The sequence below is a fragment of the Streptomyces sp. NPDC029138 genome (assembly GCF_055564375.1).
This window is the reverse complement of the sequence record NZ_JBVHWM010000029.1, coordinates 86,535-102,462: the sequence shown is the minus strand read 5'-3', so window position 1 is coordinate 102,462 and position 15,928 is coordinate 86,535. Positions and strand designations below refer to the sequence as shown.

At 68.4% G+C, this 15,928-nt stretch carries 10 protein-coding genes and 3 pseudogenes; 8 read left to right on the top strand and 5 right to left on the bottom strand.

Translation table 11 applies throughout. The features are described from left to right. The first annotated feature begins 139 nt into the window (after positions 1 to 139). Entirely contained in the window at positions 140 to 1,015 is an 876-nt protein-coding gene (locus tag ACZ4WH_RS22905; protein ID WP_468183194.1) for an IS5 family transposase, read from the top strand. Here ACZ4WH_RS22905 and ACZ4WH_RS22900 read toward each other — a convergent pair. Then, a complete protein-coding gene (locus ACZ4WH_RS22900; protein WP_468183192.1) occupies positions 970 to 1,539 on the bottom strand; it encodes a hypothetical protein in 570 nt (189 codons plus the stop codon). The genes ACZ4WH_RS22905 and ACZ4WH_RS22900 overlap by 46 nt on opposite strands. Positions 1,540 to 1,898: 359 nt before the next feature. Here ACZ4WH_RS22900 and ACZ4WH_RS22895 point away from each other — a divergent pair. Next, positions 1,899 to 3,166 (top strand): annotated as a pseudogene (locus tag ACZ4WH_RS22895) (transposase). 222 nt (positions 3,167 to 3,388) lie between these two features. Here the strand turns inward: ACZ4WH_RS22895 and ACZ4WH_RS22890 are convergent. Beyond that, positions 3,389 to 4,006, bottom strand: a complete 618-nt coding sequence (locus tag ACZ4WH_RS22890) for a CGNR zinc finger domain-containing protein (RefSeq protein WP_468183190.1) — start codon at positions 4,004 to 4,006, stop codon at positions 3,389 to 3,391. Positions 4,007 to 4,179: 173 nt separating this feature from the next. On the opposite strand from ACZ4WH_RS22890, the gene ACZ4WH_RS22885 reads away from it, so the two are divergent. From ACZ4WH_RS22885 to ACZ4WH_RS22875, 3 genes and pseudogenes are all read left to right on the top strand, one after another. Beyond that, positions 4,180 to 4,920: a metallophosphoesterase gene (locus ACZ4WH_RS22885; protein ID WP_468183188.1), complete on the top strand. Its 741-nt coding sequence runs from the start codon at positions 4,180 to 4,182 to the stop codon at positions 4,918 to 4,920. Positions 4,921 to 4,948: 28 nt separating this feature from the next. Continuing rightward, complete coding sequence (locus tag ACZ4WH_RS22880) at positions 4,949 to 5,572, top strand: LysE family translocator (protein WP_468183186.1); 624 nt, start codon at positions 4,949 to 4,951, stop codon at positions 5,570 to 5,572. Between the two features lie 74 nt (positions 5,573 to 5,646). Then, a pseudogene (locus ACZ4WH_RS22875) lies at positions 5,647 to 5,955 on the top strand (recombinase family protein); the annotation flags it as partial. Between the two features lie 222 nt (positions 5,956 to 6,177). Here the strand turns inward: ACZ4WH_RS22875 and ACZ4WH_RS22870 are convergent. Further along, complete coding sequence (locus ACZ4WH_RS22870) at positions 6,178 to 10,050, bottom strand: WD40 repeat domain-containing protein (RefSeq protein ID WP_468183184.1); 3,873 nt, start codon at positions 10,048 to 10,050, stop codon at positions 6,178 to 6,180. A gap of 616 nt (positions 10,051 to 10,666) precedes the next feature. On the opposite strand from ACZ4WH_RS22870, the gene ACZ4WH_RS22865 reads away from it, so the two are divergent. The 3 genes and pseudogenes from ACZ4WH_RS22865 to ACZ4WH_RS22855 all read left to right on the top strand — a co-directional run bounded on the left by ACZ4WH_RS22865 (position 10,667) and on the right by ACZ4WH_RS22855 (position 12,783). After that, positions 10,667 to 11,209 (top strand): hypothetical protein, encoded by a 543-nt coding sequence (locus ACZ4WH_RS22865; protein ID WP_468183182.1) that lies wholly within the window; start codon positions 10,667 to 10,669, stop codon positions 11,207 to 11,209. Positions 11,210 to 11,706: 497 nt separating this feature from the next. Further along, positions 11,707 to 12,128: pseudogene (locus tag ACZ4WH_RS22860) on the top strand (CobW C-terminal domain-containing protein); the annotation flags it as partial. A 457-nt stretch (positions 12,129 to 12,585) separates the two neighbouring features. Next, positions 12,586 to 12,783, top strand: a complete 198-nt coding sequence (locus tag ACZ4WH_RS22855) for a hypothetical protein (protein WP_468183181.1) — start codon at positions 12,586 to 12,588, stop codon at positions 12,781 to 12,783. A 216-nt stretch (positions 12,784 to 12,999) separates the two neighbouring features. Here ACZ4WH_RS22855 and ACZ4WH_RS22850 read toward each other — a convergent pair whose 3' ends face one another. Next, positions 13,000 to 14,253 (bottom strand): L,D-transpeptidase, encoded by a 1,254-nt coding sequence (locus ACZ4WH_RS22850; RefSeq protein WP_468183179.1) that lies wholly within the window; start codon positions 14,251 to 14,253, stop codon positions 13,000 to 13,002. Positions 14,254 to 14,748: 495 nt separating this feature from the next. Then, positions 14,749 to 15,648, bottom strand: coding sequence for an NADP-dependent oxidoreductase (locus ACZ4WH_RS22845; RefSeq protein WP_468183177.1), 900 nt, complete (start codon positions 15,646 to 15,648; stop codon positions 14,749 to 14,751). Positions 15,649 to 15,928: the final 280 nt, after the last annotated feature.

Genomic DNA, 15,928 nt, shown 5'->3' with positions numbered 1-15,928 from the left:
TGCAGACTTCGCAATCCACACCGAACCCGGAAGGCCCTCACCCGTTCAAGCACCCAGCGCGTGTGTCACCAACGTCCCGAGACAGCACACCTAGGCCGTGTATCGAAAGTGGATCTTGAGCCGTGAATGATCACGGTTCATGGGTCGGGGAGATCTCACGGATGAACAGTGGGCGGTGTTGGAGCCCTTGTTGCCAAAGGGAGCGAAGGCGGGGCGGCCGCCCGTCTGGTCCCGGCGGCAGCTGATCGACGGCATACGATTTCGGATCCGGACCGGTGTGCCGTGGCCGGACGTGCCCGTCGAGTACGGGCCGTGGGGCCGGATCTACGACCTGTTCCGCCGATGGCAGCGGGACGGCAGCTGGCAGCGGATCCTTACCAGGCTCCAGTCCCTGGCCGACGCGGAGGGTGCGATCACGTGGGACCTTAGCGTCGACTCCACCGTGTGCCGCGCCCATCAGCATGCGGCCGGTGCCCGCAAGCAGGGTGACCGGCAGAAGGAACCACCGGGCGGTGTCTTCACCGAGCCCGGAGATCACGGACTGGGACGCTCGCGCGGCGGGTTCACCACCAAGCTGCACCTGGCCGTGGAGCAAGGCCAGAAGCCCATGTCGATCGTGATCACGGCCGGGCAGCGCGGGGACTCGCCGCAGTTCGAACCGGTACTGGAGAAAGTCCGCGTGCCTCGCACCGGACCGGGCCGGCCACGCGTCCGCCCCGATCGGGTCCGCGCGGACAAGGCGTACGCCTCCCGCAAGAACCGCGCCTACCTGCGCCACCGCAGAATCCGCTGCACCATCCCGGACAAGGCTGACCAGGCGCGCAACCGCCAGAAGCTCGGCTCCCGCGGCGGCCGGCCGCCACATTTCGGCCCTGTCGACTACCGCGAGCGCCACGCGGTCGAGTGCGGGATCAACCGCCTCAAGAGGCACCGCGCCGTCGCCTCGCGATACGACAAGCTCGCGGTCCGCTACGAGGCGACCGTCCTCGTCGCTGCCATCAACGAGTGGCTGTGACCCTCGGCGGTGCGATCCACGTTCCACGTCTCCGGCAGATCACTGCCGCAGAAGACGCAGACGAAGTCGTCCTCGCGCACGATGTTGTGCTCCTGGCAGTCGGGGCACCGCCGGAACACCACCTCGTGGGTGAAGCCGGAGGGCCGCCCGAGCCCTACATGGTCCAGAGCACGAGCGACTGCCGACCAGGAGGTGACGTCCGGGCAGTACCCGGTGGACTGGTTGCTGACCTCGCTCACCGCCCACCGGTCCGCCTCACGCACGAAGCCGATCTCGCCGGCACTCAGAACCATGGCTCCGCCGGCACAGACCACGTGCTCGCTTCGCCGCGGCGCCAGCCGAAGCGCACCGTCCGTACCGACCACGAAGGTGAACGGTTCGGCCAGTTCCGCCGCCGATCGCTCAGCGATCCAGTCGCCGAACTCAGCTGCCGAGCTGATCCGGCACCCGCCGCTGCCAGGCCGGACCGCAGTCTTCAGCTCGACCGGTCCGCCATATCGGTAACTCCGCCCCCGCGCACTCACGTGAGCCAACCTAGAGCACTTCCGACACACGCTCTAGGAGGGCACCAACAATCACGTGAACTGATATCATAAGGTTCGATTGTCAGCGCCATCAACATCACCGCGCAGTCCATGGCTGATGTGGCGGCCGAGATGAAGAATGCGCAGCCCAACTCCTCCCGCCGCAGCCTGCGCGCCGAAGCCGATCAGATCCAGCAACTGAACTGGGAGCGCACTGGCTGGATCAGGTGTGCCGACTGCGCGCCTTGGTCCGGACGCAGATGCTGGAGTCGCGGCCGTAGTTCCATTCCACGTGGATCACGCCGGCGTTCGTCTCGTGCGCGAGCAGACACGCGGTGCGGGACCACTCGGCCGACGCGATGGGGAGTCCTCGACCTGCTGGACGCGCTGAAGAGGACGCCGACTTCCTCTCCGGCTTCTCCGTCGCCCCGTACGAGCGCATCGACCGGGCCACACTCCAGCGCCGCCTGCTGCTCGCGCTGTTCGCCCTGGGCACCAACATGGGCATCCGCTCGATCGTCGCGACCGGCGAGCATGGCGAGAGTGGAGCCGCTCTGCGCCATATCCGGCAGCACTTCATCACCGTCGACAACCTCCGCGCCGCCGTCACCCGACTGGTCAACGCAACCTTCTCCGCCCGCGACACCGCGTGGTGGGGCCGGGGCAACGCGTGTGCCTCGGACTCGAAGAAGTTCGGGTCCTGGTCCAGCAACTTCATGACCGAGTACCACGCACGCTACGGCGGCAGCGGCGTGGTGATCCACTGGCACGTGGAGCGGAAGAACGTCTGCATCTACTCGCAACTGAAGTCCTGTTCGTCGTCCGAGGTCGCGGCGATGATCGAGGGACTGCTGCGGCATTGCACGGACGCGAGATCGAGTCGAACTACGTCGACACATACGGCGCGAGCGTGGTCGGGTTCGCCTTCGCCGAGCTGCTCAACTTCCGCCTGCTGCCCCGGTTGAAGAACATCGGCAGCATCCTCCTGTACCGCCCGGACGACGACCCGCCCGGCTGGCCGGCGCTCGGCGCCTCCCTGACCCGGGCCATCAAGTGGGATCTGATCGAGCAGCAGTACGACCAGATGCTCGAGTACGCCACCGCCCTGCGCCTGGGCACCGCGGAGGCCGAGCAGGTACTACGGCGCTTCACCCGCGGTGGCCCCAAGCACCCCACCTACGCCGCGCTCGAAGAACTCGGCCGCGCCGTACGCACGATCTTCGCGTGTGACTACCTCGCCAGCCCGGACCTGCGCCGCGAGATCCACGGCGGGCTCCAGGTCGTGGAGAACTGGAACAGCGCCAACACCGTGCTGCACTACGGTAACGACGGCGCGCCGACCGGCTCGGACAAGGAGCACGCCGAGACCTCGATGCTCGCCCTGCACCTGCTCCAGTCGAGTCTCGTCCACATCAACACCCTGCTGCTTCAGCAGGTCCTCACCGAACCGGCCTGGACGAAGAAGCTCTCGGATGAGGACCGGCGCGGGCTGACCGCCTTGTTCTGGTCGAACATCAACCCGTACGGAACGTTCAGTCTGGAGATGGACAAGCGCCTCGACCTTGGACTGACGACCGCAGTCCCTCGCCCCCGTTCTGCCGGATCCTTCACAGCACCTCGAAACTGAATGGGTCAGTACCGCGGAGCAACGTTCCCCGGTCATGGCGTCGCCAGGTCAGTGGCTGAGGGCCGGGCCGTGAGATGTCGTTGACTGGGTGGCTGACGGACAGGACAGCGGCGAACTCGGCGCGGATGCGGTCGACGGCCGTGGGGAACGCCTTGTCCCCCACGGCGGGAGGGATCCATGGCGCGGCCGCGTCGGCACGGCCCTGGGGTTTCCCCCCAGCGATCAGGGCGGGGCAGAACCGCCATCAACTGCTGTGCGCTGACGCCTGTAGTGGCGAGCTGCCCGGGCGCGGTTTCCGCATGACGGCTTGCACCACTCCTGCCGCCCGTGGCTCTTGACGAAGTAGCGCACGCACCGGGGCGCGGTGCAGGATCGCAACCGCGTGCACTGCGGGCCGCTGAGAAAGTCGATGGCGGCTCGGGCCAGGGCCGCGACAAGCCGAACGTCCGGATCGCTTTCCGCAGACAGCAGTCGGGCGGTAGGGACTCCTTCGACGGGCCAGTCGATCTGCGGGGCGACCAGTTCCCGCGCGGCAGCCGTGTTGAGGTGGGCCATTGCCTGGTCGGCAGTCATCAGGCGATGGGCGTCCGCCGGACTGGGGGGAGCGGGACTGACCACTCGGGCGAACAAGGCCCGGACTGCCTGCCGAAGCTCGACGATCGCGAGCCTGAGGTTTTCATCCGCCGCGAGTTCTCCAGCCGGAATGTGGTCGGCCAGCAGATCCCCCTGCTCTTGGATCCAGTGCGTTGTTCCCTGGACCGTGGCGAGGTCATCGGCGACGCCGCCATCTCCGTCGTGGCGAATCGTGCTCGCCAGTTCCAATGCCAGCCAGCGCTCCACAAGGCATCCCCTTCCATCTCGGTGCCCGGTCGTCAGCCACTTGATCACGTCCCTACGCACACCCTAAGGTCTCTAACGGAAAACAGAGAACTTCCGTTAGAGACTGGAGCGGGTGGAGACACCTGCCCTGGCACAGGACGGCGGCTGAGCCCGCCATTGGAGGCGGCTGCGGAATGACGCTGCTTGCACAAATCAGCGACCTGCACCTGGACGGCAGCGAGAGGGCAACCCGACGCGCCACCCGCGTCATGGACTACTTGCGAGCCCTGCCTCACCCGGTTGACGCGCTCCTGGTCACCGGGGACATCGCCGATCACGGCGAGGAGGCCGAGTACGAGGAAGCAGCTCAGATCCTGACCGCCCCTTTCCCCGTGCTCACTTGCCCCGGAAACCACGACGCGCGACCGGCCTACCGCAAGGCCCTGCTCGGAGAGGCACCCGACCACGGCCCCATCAATCAGGCCCACCACATCGCCGGCACCACCATCCTGATGTGCGACTCCACCATCCCGGGCCGCGACGAGGGACGCCTCGACGCCCAAACACTCGCCTGGATCGACACCACCCTCACCGCGCTGCCGCAGGACACCGCGGCACTGATCGCCTTCCACCAGCCGCCGGTCGAACTCCATCACCCCCTGCCCGACTCCGGCATGCTGGAAGAGCCCGGACAGCTGGCCGACTTGCTCGACGCGCACCCGCAGGTCGCCGCCGTCCTCACGGGCCACGCCCACACCGCGGCCGCCTCGACCTTCGCCGGGCGTCCGCTGATCGTCGGACCGGCCATCACCTGGACCCTGCGCATGCCCTGGGAGGGTGCCACGGCCGCAGACCGCGACCAGCCGCCCGGCCTTGCGTTCCACATCCTGTCCGACGACCGGCGCCTGACCACCCACTACCGCGTCGTGCTCTGATCCCCCGCTCGCACGATCCGGAGGCATCGTGGTCCATCCCTACGCTGTCGCGGGGTTCCTGGTGGCGGTCCTTCCCCTGATCGCCACCCCCGGAGCCAGCCTGGCCCTGCTGATCCAACACGTCACCGACAGCGGCCGGCGTCAGGCTCTTCCTGTCATCCTCGGCACAGTCACCGGCCTGTACACCCACGCCACCCTCGCCATAGCCGGCCTGTCAGCCCTGGTCATGCACTCCAGCCTGGCCTTTACCGCCGTCAAGCTCATCGGTGCCGTCTACCTCATCGGCCTAGGCATATGGACATGGCGTTCCGCCGCACCGAACGCGGCACCCGTCCCCTACCGCCAACGCCTGCCGAAGGGGTCGGACTCTGTCTACGCCCAAGCGTTGCTCGCCAACGTCCTCAACCCGAAGGCGGCAGCTATCTACTTGACTCTGGTCCCCCAGTTCATCGCACCCCACCAGCCCTTCGGCGGCCAGATCCTCACCTTGGCCACCGCCCACGCGCTGCTGATCGCACTCTGGCTCGCCGCCTGGACCTTCCTCATCCTGCGTGCCTCACACGCCCTTCACAAACCCCGCTTCAAGCAAACTGCCGCCAAGGCCACGTCAGCGGTCCTCATCACCCTCGGCATCCGGAGCGCCGTGACGTAGGCCGAGAGCCACCTCCTGAGTGTCGGCAAACGACCGTATGCCGACACTCGACCCCGTGATCACGATTCCGACACCTGCTCATCGGCTACGCGCGGGTCTCGACCGCCGACCAGAACCCCGACCACCAGGTCGACGCACTGCTGCGAGCCGGCGTCGACCGCGACCACATCCACGTCGACACCGCGAGCGGCGCGAAGGCCTCCCGCCCAAAGCTCGACCTCGTCATGCAGCCGCTACGCGAGGGCGACACGCTGAAGGTCACCCGGCTCGACCGGCTCTAACGCTCCGTGCTGCACCTGGTGACCCTCGGCGCCGAGCTGCGCGAGCGCAGCATCGGGCTGCACGTCATCGAGCAGGGCATCGACACCGCCACCATGGAGGGGAGGGCAATGTTCGGGATGCTGTCCGTACTCGCCGAGCTCCAGCGCGAGCTGATCGTGGCTGCACGTGATCGACCCGCGCGTCAGTGGCCTGGCCGCTCGGCCGGTGGAGCGGCTCAGCCGAGACACTCACCCGGCCTGTCGGCGAAGCAACAATGCACCAGTCCAGCGGCCGCCCCTTCCACCAACAAGCCCCACTCCGAACGTCCACGCTTCCTGCTGTGCTCAGCAGCTGTGCTGGTATGCGACGCCGTTGACGTAGGCCGCCCACTCCGCTCGGGTCAGTCCGGCTCCCACCTGCCCGCACAGATGGGTGACCGTTCGACCGGGTGTCAGCTCGTAGGCCAGCAAGGGGACGTGTTCACTCGCCGCGTGCAGGTTCCCACCGTCCGCGGAGAAGGTGAGGGCCTTGATGGCCCCAGCGTTCACGTGCAGGGTTCCCCCGACGGGTTTGCGGGAGGTCACGTCCCATAGCCGGACGGTTCCGTCCTCCGCGCCCACGGCCAGGACCGTACCGTCGTGTGAGAAGACGAGAGCGGACACCCCCGCTGTCGATCCATTTCCGTTCGCGTCGGCGGGCTCGGTCGGATCGGGGGCGGCGGTGAGGTCACCCAGGCGGTGGGCCGCGGTTCCGTCCCACAGCGTGACTCCTCCCGCCTCGTCACCGGCCGCGAGGTGGCCCCCGGTCGGATCCTGGGCCACGACGGTGGTTCGATCCGACGTGAGCGTGTGGTTGGTACGGCGTTTGGACGGCAAGCGCACCACATTGCCCTCGGAGGTGGCCAGCAGTCGGCCGTCGGGACTGAGGGACAGGCTTCCCGCGACGCCTGGAAGCCTGGCGATCCTGGCCGCGCGGCGCCAATCCCACAACTCCGTGTGATCGTAGGACAGGGAGGCGAACACTGTGTGCCCGTCCGGTGTTACCGCGAGGCCGTCGACTGTGTCCGCGTCCTCGCCGGTGCCAGGGAGGCGGAGTACTGGGTGCCGGGTCATGTCGCGGCTGTCCAGTACGGCTAGCGTCGTGGCCGCCTCCTCGTCCCCACCTCCGCCCGAATACGCGAAAGTCCGGTTGTCCGGACCGAAGGCGAGAACGTCCCCGCAGTTTGCCCCGCTGTCGTTGACCTGGGAGAAATCGGGGTCCAGGAGGCAGGGGGCGGTCGACAGTGGGACGGCCGTGCTGTGGCCCGTGGGTACGTCCAGCAGTGTCAGGCGGTGCGTGCCGCCGGCCTGTCGCGCTGTGGCCAGCCGTGTGCCGTCAGGGCTGAAGGCAGCGGCCGTTGTGGAGTCGGCGTGCCAGCTTCTGTCGTCGGCGTGGCCCAGGGACACCGACCAGACCGTGGTGTCGGAGGAACCGCTGGTGTAGCGAAGGACTCCGTCGGCCCGGTCGAACCGCACCATACCCGGTGACGACTGGTGCGGCAGCGTGGAACCCAGCACTGGCGCCGTGGGGTGATCCGCCCGCCACAGCAGGACATCACGGTCGTCGGTGGTGGCGAAGAGCCGGCCGTCGGTGCTGAAGTCGATCTCCCGCACCCCCTCGTGGGCGAAGGTGCCCATTGCCCGGCCGGAGGCTACGTTCCACATCGCCAGTCCGTCATCGGTGGTGAGCAGCAGGGCACGGCCGCCCGGGGCGAAGGCGGCTGTGGGACACCCATGGTCCGAGGACGTCGTCTCCCATCGTCCGGGCAGCCGCCGTCGCCGACCGGCGACCTGCCACACCTGAACTCCGCCGTCCGGGCGGCACACCGCCACCAAGCGGTCGTCGGGGCTGATCGCGAGGATGCTGCGGGAGTTGACCTTGACGAAGGCGTGCGAGTCACCGGTCCCTTGGAAGACTTCCGCGAGACCCGGGTCGTCGGTCCATGCGGCGCCCGGGCACGTGTCGAAGAGCACCGTCCGTCGGTGCGTGTCCCACAGTTGAGCCGGGCGGAGCGGCGTGTGACCGAATTCCAGTGAACCGGTCTCCTTGCACTCCGACCTGGCGGTCGCCAACAGCGTCCTGCCGCTCTCACCGAAGGCGACCTCCTGCGGCGGTCCAGGTGTGCGCAGCACCGGGCTGTCCGGCAGTCCCGTCGCGGTGCTGTACAGCTGGATGCCCGATTTGGTCGATACTGCCAGCCTTTTTCCGTCCGGCGACAGGGCGAACGCCGGATTGTCCTGGGCACGGACCGTGAACCGGCTCAGCCGGTGGTGGCTGCGCACATCCCACCGTTCGGCCCGACCGTCCCGCAGCGTCACCAGCGTGCGCCCGTCCTCGCTGAGGTCGGCTAGTGCCGAGGCGGAGTCGGGAACGCGGAAGGCGTCCCGCGGAAGCTGGGCTGCGGCTGCCAGCAATGCCGAGCGGGTCTCCGGGAGATCCGCGATCTTCCAGGCGGCCACACTGAGTTTCATCGCCGTGGCCGGGTCGGACAGCCGCAACGTGTCGGCCACCGCGGCAAGACGCCGAGCTTCGGTCCGTACCCGTTCGGCGTCTGCCGCCCTGCTCTGCTGCCAGCCGAGCAGCCCGGCCAGCACGGCCAGGACGGCCAGGACCGAGACGGAAGCCAGCAGCCAGCGCAGCCGCCGAGCCGAACGGAGCGTGGCACGCTGCTCACGTTCGCGGGCTTCCAGCCCGGCGGCCAGAAAGGACCTCTCCAAGGCGGTGAAGTCGGCTCGTCCGCCGGGCTCGGCGAAGGCTTCCTCCGCGGCGGCCAGTCGCGTACCCCGGTACAACGCTCCCGGGTCGCGGCCCAGGTCGTTCCATACCTGTGCGTCTTCGGTCAGGCGGCGGTGCAGGCGGAGCCTGGACCGTTCGCTGTCGATCCAGGCGTGCAGCCTCGGCCAGGCCGTGATGAGCGCCTCATGAGCGAGGTCGACGGTGTCATCGTCCAGAGTCAGCAGACGCGCGCGGGTCAGGCTGTCGAGAACGGCGGCCATCTCTGCCGCAGAGGTGAAGTCCAGCTCCTCGCGACGAACGGGGCGGCGAGTGTCCGGCGTCCCGTCACCGGGTGTGACCAGGCGAAGCAGCACGGCCCGGGTGAGTTCGGCCTGGGCAGGGCTCATGCCGGCGTAGACGCCCTCGGCCGTACGGGCGATCGCACCCCGCAGGCCGCCGGCTGCCTCGTACGCGGCCTCCGTGAGCGCGCGGCCCTTACGGCGGTGCCAGGTCTCCAGGAGGGCGTGCGACATCAGCGGCAGGGCGCCGGGCTCCCCCTCGACCTCATCGAGAATCCGGGCGGTCAGAGACCGCTCCACGATCAGCCCACCGGCCTGGGCAGGTCTGATTACTGCCTCACGCAGCTCGTCGCGGCTCATGGGGCCCACCAGGACGCTGCCGTCCTGCAGCATGGCGGTCAGCTCGGCGTGTTCGGCGCAGCGGCCCAGGAAGTCGGCACGCACGGCGATGACGACACGCAGCCGGCTGGCGGGATCAGCAGCGGCAAGCAGGCGGCCGACGAACTGATCGCGTTCCACAGGGTCACGGCAAAGGGTGTAGAGCTCTTCGAACTGGTCGACGATCAGCCACGTGTCCCCGTCGCCGTCCGCGGGTGTCAGACGCTGCGCGTGGCTGCGCAGCGGGTGCTCGCCGGGAGTGAGGACCCGCAGCGCCGCCGGTAACGCACGGGCTGGTCCCGGGGTTCGCAGGCGGGGAATGAGGCCGGCCCGCAGCAGGGAGGACTTACCGCTTCCCGACGGCCCGAACACCGCGGTGAACCGGCGGGCGGCGGCGAGTTCGAGCAGGCGGTCTGTGAGCTGGTCACGGCCGAAGAACAAGTCGGCGTCGCCGGGTTCGAAGCGGGCCAGTCCCCGGTAGGGCGCCTCGGTGTCCTCATCGGCGCGCGGCTCGGCAGCGGCTTCGGCGGCCGTATCACGCCACCGCGTCTCCCACTGCTCCGGATCACCGCCGCACGCTCGGACATAGGCCAGCACCACGGGCAGCGTCGGCAGCCGGTCCCCCGCAGCCGCCTGCGACAGGGTGCTCGCCCCCTGCTCCGTGCGCTGCGCCATCACACGGTAGGTGGGACTTCCGGCCTCCGACCGCAACTTGCGCAACTCGGCGGCGAATCGCGCCACCGGCCCCGCGGTCGGGTCGACCGGGTTCTCCCGACGCCCCGCCATCGACAGCTCCCCTCCCCCGGTCCCGCCTCCCCCGTGGACGCGGCGCTGTGGCCCGAGAAGCTACGCGCACCTCCGGCACAAGGGCAAACCACAGACACCGTCTTCGGTCAGCGCCCCGCTCCCTGCCCAGAGCGCGCAGCGGCCATTGATCAGACCGGCGTGACCGGCTGCCCAATCAATCCCATGGGCGGAAACGTCGAGGTCACACGGCACGGACGGGCTGTCCGGCCGACAGAGTGGAAGGGAATCGGGAGAAGAACGTGTACAAGCGGATCGGGCTTGCCGGCGCCGCACTGTCCACGGCGCAGGTCATACCGCCGGCATCCCGTCTCAGGCCGGCGTCGAGTCAGCAGCGTCCTCAGTCCTTCACCGGACTCGGCTGCACAGGTCGGCGTCTGCGCGAGCGGACACGTCGACGTCGAACACACGCACTTCGGACAAGGTCTCCGCACGCATCTGCCTGCACCGCGGGGGCGTGCCCATCCGCCTGAAGGGTCTCCCACCGCAACCCGTGGTGGGGATGAAGCCCTTCATCTGTCCGTGATTGTTCTCCAGATCGAAGAAAGGCCAGAAGACAATGAGAAAGCAGCAACCACACTTGAGCACAAGGCCGTTGTTGGTCTTGCTCTCGCTCGTCACCGCGATCCTGACGTTCCTCTCGGTGCCGACGGGCGCCCAGGCACTCACTGCGGGCGGCTCCGCGACGCGGCCCACCCTCGCAGGACGCTTGGCATCGGACGCCATCACGCACGAGCAGGCATCGGCCACAGCGAAGGCCGGCGCAACCTCCGCGCGCTACTACGTCGGGTGCTACGCCCACGCCACCAAGCCGTTCACCGTGACCCATAGCAGCAGGAACATCTACGCGGAGGGCAAGCTGACCTCCTGCTTCGGATCACCGGACAGCTGTCACCTGGGAGTGGACCTGGAACAGTACAACGGGCGTACCCACCGTTGGCGCGTCGTGGCCCACAACGGAGGGTCCTGGAAACGCTGCAAGATCGGTAAGCCCGTCCAGGCGGTCTACCGGAACTGCCACCACGACAATTCCACCCGGTGGTACTACCGGTCGTCCATCTACCTCGTCGTGGAGAAGAACGGACGGTACGGGAACATGGGGCACACCTACAGCAAGGGGAACCTGTTCTGGTGCTCCTGACGAAATCGACGTGACCGGGCACCGCGGCAGGCCCCGTTGAACCGGTCAACCAACCAAGTGCGCTGGACTGCTCGAGGCAGTCCAGCGCACTTCATGTAGGCCAGGGGGTTGGTGGGCAGGGCGCAGGACCGCCAGTATTTCGACGTACGGCGAGGGCGGCGCCCCAGCAGGTGTCCAGTATGTAGGCGTTGTGGCGGTCAGAGGTGGTCCGAAGTGCGGCGAACCGCCGTCGCAGGCGCGGCCCGACGACTTGGTGCACATCTTCGAGACGTTCCGCCTCGTACGCCGCACCGGGCGCATTCTTGACGTGCTCGACGCCCCTGCACCGCAACCGCCTCGCCCTGCGCATCCACGACGGCGCGTCTGCGCGAGGGAACTCACCACCCGCCAGCCGCGCACCGGAGAGCTGCTGTCCGTCGCGCAGTTCCTGGTGCAGGCCCTCGCCGCCGCTGAACTCCGGCGGCGCCCTGGCCGGCCAGTACGGCCACCGCTGTGCCGTTCGCACGGCCGTCGCCGACCTCATGCCCGAGCGCGAGGAGGAGTACGGGATCTCCTCGACCGTCCTCCGCTCCGAGGTGCCCTTCCATCCCGGCCGGCTGTGGACGTTTGTGACCGAGGAACTCGACAGCGGCGCGTACGGGCAGATCCTGTGCTCCAAGGGGTTCTTCACCCTCGCCAGCCGCCCGCGGGTGACGGCCTGTGGTCGCAGGCCGGATCGGTCGCACGCTTCGAGGCTTCCGGCGCCCACGACACCGATAATCCCGACGGTCAGGAACTGGTCTTCGTCGGCACACACCTGCACTCGGAACTCCTCCACGCGGCACTGACCGACTGCGTCATGGCCGACGGCGAGCCTCTGCCGCCCGTCACCCCGTTCCCCGCCTTGGACTACGGCATCGACGACACCTGCGAGGACTAGCCCGCGGAATTCGCTGCGGGCGTCTGAGACTCCGGGTCGGGCGGCGGACGCAGCCACGGCGCCGGCCGGCCCGGTAGACCGTCATGGGCGAGGATCGACGCGCCGGGAACCCCGAATACCGGCACGGCTGTCACGCTGACAGGTTCCTCCGGGCCGAGGCCCTGCCGACGCACAGCGTGCTGCGCGTCCGTGGTGCCGCATGGCGCAGCGAGTGACGTGAGTGATCAGGAGCCGCGGAGGGCCGGGGCGGGGCTCGACGACGTCGTACGCCTCTCGGCCTCTGCACCCACCCCCGTCGCCGCCTGGAGCCGCACGACTGGTGGGTGGGCGGACTGCTGAGGCCCTGACGCTCTGGCCGGCGCGTGGCTGGCCCCGTTTGCTCTTCTGCAGGGAAGTTCCCAGCCCGGCCTTGGCCCATCCTGCCTTCTGCCGCGCATCGCATGCACAACTCGGCCACTTGGTCGAAGAGTTGGTCGTTCTACGGCCCGCCCAGCGCGACTCGGAGCTTCGTGAGCGGCGTGGTGCCGAGCAGCAGCGGAAGGCCGGTGCCGGCCCGAAGCACGACCTGGTCTTCAGCGACCGCCTGCTCGTCACCCTGGTCCATCTACGCACCAGGCTCCCGCACGCCGCGCTCGCCGCGCTCGCGGCACTGTAGCGGCACCGCCACTCCACGATTTCAGCCGATCTGATCAGCCGGTCCGTTGCTCCATGCCGCTCACCGAACCCGGCGTACCCGTCTCCGCACACCAGGTGCGGGTCCCCGGCCGAGGGCTGTTCGAGCGTCCTGACGCCGCAGGCGGTGGCCGATATGGTGCCCGGCCACCGCCTGGCGGAAGGGATGCGGTTCGGCTGACTGGAGAGTGGCGTAGTGTCAGGTGGTCGGGCTGCCCGCGACCCACTCCCTCCACGGCATGTTCCAGTCACTGAGGCCGTTGTCCGGGGCCAACCTGGTCTTGTCCTCGGAGTTCTTGACGACCACGACGTCGCCGATCATCGACTGGTCGAAGAACCACGCGGCGGGCTGTCTGCCGTCGCCGCTGCCCCTGCCGTCCTCCAGGCCCACGCAACCGTGGCTGGTGTTCACCTTGCCGAAGACCGAGTCGGCAGCCCAGTAGTTGCCGTGGATGAACGTGCCCGAGTCGGTCAGGCGCATGGCGTGCGGTACGGCCTTGATGTCGTACGAGGGCTTGCCGTCCTTCTCTGTGAGGCCGACGCTCGCACCGTTCATATGAACATGCCCGAACTTCTCGGAGATCACCATCTGACCGTTGTACGTCGGGTGCTCGTGGCTGCCGGACGAGATCGGGATGGTCTTGATGATCTTGCCATCCCGTACGACGGTCATCTGCCTGGTCTTGGCATCGACGGTACTGATCTGGCTCCGGCCGATCTTGAACGTGACCGTCTTCCGGATGCCGTGGCGGTTGAGCGCGACGGCGACGGTGGAGCCGGGCTTCCAGTAGTGCTCGGGGCGGAAGTCCAAGCGGTGGGCGTTGAGCCAGTGGCCGACGACCTGCTGGCCACTGCTGGAGCTGACCTGGATCTGCGACTCCACGGCGGCCTTGTCGCTGATCGCCTTGTCGAAGTTGACCGCCACTGGCATGCCCACGCCGACGGTCGAGCCGTCCTCGGGGGAGACGTGCCCGATGAAGTCATTGGCCGGGGAGACCGTGGTGATCGTGGCGTTACCGGTGGCGGAGCGGCCCTTGGCGTCCTCGGCCTCTGCCGCGATCTGATACTTGGTGGCACGCTCCAGCCGGCCGTCCGGCTTCCAGGAAGTGCCGTCCGCGGACAGAGTGCCCGGGACCTCGGCACCGGTCGCGACGGCGGTCATGGTCACCTTGGTGAGCTTGCCCTTGCTGACGATCACACTGATCGGGCCGTTGATCCCGACGTTGTAGGCGCCCTGCCCGTCCGTGATCTCTATTCGGGCGTCGGAAGCTTCCTGGGTACCTGCCTGATTTGCCCGCGCCTGCGGTTTCGGGTGGTTCCCGGCGTCGTTGCCGCTGGGGGCAGCGTTGCTTGTACCGCCGAGGGCCGTGACTGCGAGTACGCCGCCGAGTACGCCGGTCGTAGCCAACAGCCCGGTGCGACTTGTGAACAGCGTGATCAAGCGCTTCTCCATGTCACTGGTCTTTGCATCCCTACGCTGATCACCGAAGGAGTGCAACCAGCCATGGCACCATTTATAGGCATCCCTTTGTTCAAAAATGGGCAAATTGTGGTGAAGGCCACGCATTGTTCAGCGCGTCGCCGAGATCGCGGACCTGGAGCTGGGCCCGGATCCCATGGAGGGTCCCCCTTCTCGTACAAGCGGGTCAAGATCGTCGATCGCGGCGGTCGGCGCCAGGCCTTAGGTGAGTTCCCCTGTAACGCGGCGGCTGGTCCCGATCAGGACACTTACGTCGTCACGCTCGAGGTGGCGACGACGCGCTTGCCCGCCGCCCGTGCGTCGGTCAGGACGTCGTGCACCAGCCGGGGCGCCAGGCCCTGGCCGGTGCATTACTCGGCGACCTCGGTGCGGGACGCACCTCCCGATCCAGGACCCCCGCCGAGGCCTTCTCAATCGCGCCTGGGGGGCACCGTGGCCAGCATCGGGATCGGGCGGTGCCCGGTCGGGTCATGCTCGGGTGAGCACGATCTTCTTACCACCGGCCCGTCCGGTAACCACCCGGGCGAACGCAGCCGGTCCCTCGCTCAGCGGCAGGGGTTGTGGTGCGAGTTTCAAGGCTCCCGCGGCGGCCTGCTCCGCCAGCTGGACAAGCTGCGCGGCGTTGGGTTCGACATACAGATCCCAACTCGTGATGCCTCGCTCCTCCGGAGGCGCGTCCGAGGTCAGGGAGCACAGTCGGCCGCCATCCCGCACCAAAGGCAGGGCGGCGTCCGCCGTGCCGGTGGCGATGGTGAGAGCGGCGTCGAACCCACCGCGTACCTTGGCCGACCAGTTCGGGTCGTGGTAGTCGACGACCTCCATCGCTCCCAGACCGAGCAGGCGCTCTGCGGCGGCAGCAGACGCGGTCGCAGTCACCTCGATGCCCTTGGCCGCGGCGAGCTGGATGGCCAGGGCTCCGGTGGCCCCGCCTCCGTTGGTGATCAGGAGCCGCTGTCCTCGGCTGAGGTCCAGCTTCTCCAGGGCCTGCAACGCGGTGAGCCCGTTGACCGGCAGCGCCGCCGCGTGCACGGCGTCCAGCCCGGGTGGGCAGGCTGCCGTGTGATCCGCGTTGATCAGAACGCGTTCGGCCCAGAAGCCGCTTCCCCCGGGCAGCGGGGCCTCGTGTGCGACCACCCGGTCGCCTACGGCAAACCCGGTAACACCCGCGCCGACGGCCAGCACCTTGCCCGCGCCCTCCACTCCCAGCGCCGCCGGGGGGCGCAGCCCCACGTCCCAGCCAGCGCCGTTGAGCAGTTCGTCCCACGGGCCGACCCCGGCCGCCTCAACCGCCACCAGGATCTGACCGGGCCCGGGAGATGGCGGTTCGGGCACCTCCAGCAGGGCGACTTCCTTCTCGGCCCCGGACACTCCGCACGCCTTCACAGCAGATCTTTGTCCTCTCACTCAGTCCGGCCGACCGGGAGGTAAGGGCCGGAAACCCAAAGCAGGCACCAGTGTTGACCTCGGGACCCCTGCCAGAGGTCGCTCGTGGTCTCAGCCGCATTGGTGTCGAGCCTATGCAGCGAGCAGCCCGGACATATGGTCCATCTGAAGCGTGTCTGACTGGGCCAATCGTGAAACAGATCTGCACCGGGCCTTGGCCGCGGCGTACGTCATCGCGGATTTGGGAGCGGGCCGCCGCCAGAGC

Bases quoted from the DNA above. Each gene is read 5' to 3' on its own strand.
- ACZ4WH_RS22905 (WP_468183194.1), top strand. From the start codon at position 140: ATGGGTCGGGGAGATCTCACGGATGAACAGTGGGCGGTGTTGGAGCCC.
- ACZ4WH_RS22850 (WP_468183179.1), bottom strand. From the start codon at position 14,253: ATGGAGAAGCGCTTGATCACGCTGTTCACAAGTCGCACCGGGCTGTTG.
- ACZ4WH_RS22870 (WP_468183184.1), bottom strand. From the start codon at position 10,050: ATGGCGGGGCGTCGGGAGAACCCGGTCGACCCGACCGCGGGGCCGGTG.
- ACZ4WH_RS22885 (WP_468183188.1), top strand. From the start codon at position 4,180: ATGACGCTGCTTGCACAAATCAGCGACCTGCACCTGGACGGCAGCGAG.